2 protein-coding genes are annotated in these 1,168 nt (G+C 45.1%); both read right to left on the reverse strand.

Annotated elements, in window-relative coordinates:
* Positions 1-251: 251 nt before the first annotated feature.
* Positions 252-587 (reverse strand): group II intron maturase-specific domain-containing protein, encoded by a 336-nt coding sequence (locus tag IEY34_RS38050; protein ID WP_189021114.1) that lies wholly within the window; start codon positions 585-587, stop codon positions 252-254.
* On the reverse strand, positions 475-1,168 hold a 694-nt coding region (locus tag IEY34_RS36135), incomplete at its 5' end, for a reverse transcriptase domain-containing protein (RefSeq protein ID WP_268240230.1). The genes IEY34_RS38050 and IEY34_RS36135, both read right to left, overlap by 113 nt.

A 1,168-nucleotide genomic window follows, 5' to 3' on the forward strand; every position in this document is an offset into this window, starting at 1 on the left:
TGGGGAAACAAAATGAGGACTCGCATACGTAAATTTTAAGAATTTCCACAAAATTTGCTAATTGGGAAGTGGGAGGGCTGGATGCAGAATGTTAATCGACGGTCTCCTACAGGGTCTTATTTCCACAAAAAGCGTAAAAATTCCCATCAAACAGCAAAATAGTCGAGTAGGCGGGGCCTTTCCATCTTGGATTGTGCCCCTTACCCCTCACAGATCCGTACGTGCCCAATTAAGGCATACGGCTCTTCACGCTACCTTACAGAGTTGCTTTTCTTTGCAAATAGATTCACAGTTATGTGTGGTTTCGGAAATGGGTTTCGGGTCATGAACTTCGCGAACTTTTCCTCCGTGAAGCTTATCTTCTGACTTCTTCGGTTTCTCCACTTCAGTACCAGTCTTTTGACTGCTCTTAGGTAGGATGTGATCCCTTTCATGTTGTCCGACACACCATAGTAATTGTAGTGTCCAACTAATTTACTTCGTAGGGTTCCCATGAATTCCGCTTCTGCCTTGTGTCGGTTGCTCCGAATCCATGCCTTGATGTCCTTTACTTTCGCCCTGAATTTCTTTGCGCTCGTTTTCCTCATGAGTCTTGAGCGCCCATTCTTCCCTTTGCCCCAGTAATGAGTAAACCCTAGGAAGTCGAAAGGTTTCTGGTTTCTTTAAACCTACCTCTTTGCATGCCACTTCTGACTGCCTTCCGAATCGGATAATTTTCGTCTTCTCTTCTGCGATCTCTAACCCAAACGTTTTCAGCCTTACAACCAATGCCTCATAGAATCGCTTCGCATCCTTTTCCTGTTCAAAGCAACACACAAAATCATCCGCGTAACGTACCATTTCTGCCCTTCCAACACATTCTCTTTTCACTGTCACCTCGAACCATAAGTCAAGTGCGTAGTGCAGATAAATGTTGGATAAGATCGGCGAAATGATTCCCCCTTGCGGTGTTCCTTCATCCGTAGGCTTCAACTCTCCGTCCTCCTGAATTCCTGCTTTTAAGAACTTCTTAATCAGTCTTAAGAGATTAGGGTCAGCTAGGCGATGCGCCAGAAATTTCATCATCCACTCATGATCCATGTGATTGAAAAAGCCGCGAATATCTGCGTCTACCACATAGCGTATGGGTTCTTTCATGATGATCCGGTCGAGCGCCCTAATGGCATCA

The sequence above is a fragment of the Paenibacillus marchantiophytorum genome, from assembly GCF_014640555.1.
Lineage (GTDB): Bacteria > Bacillota > Bacilli > Paenibacillales > NBRC-103111 > Paenibacillus_E > Paenibacillus_E marchantiophytorum.

What these genes read in the sequence shown, in the direction of transcription:
- IEY34_RS38050 (WP_189021114.1), bottom strand. Translation starts at nt 587, where the DNA reads ATGAGGAAAACGAGCGCAAAGAAATTCAGGGCGAAAGTAAAGGACATC.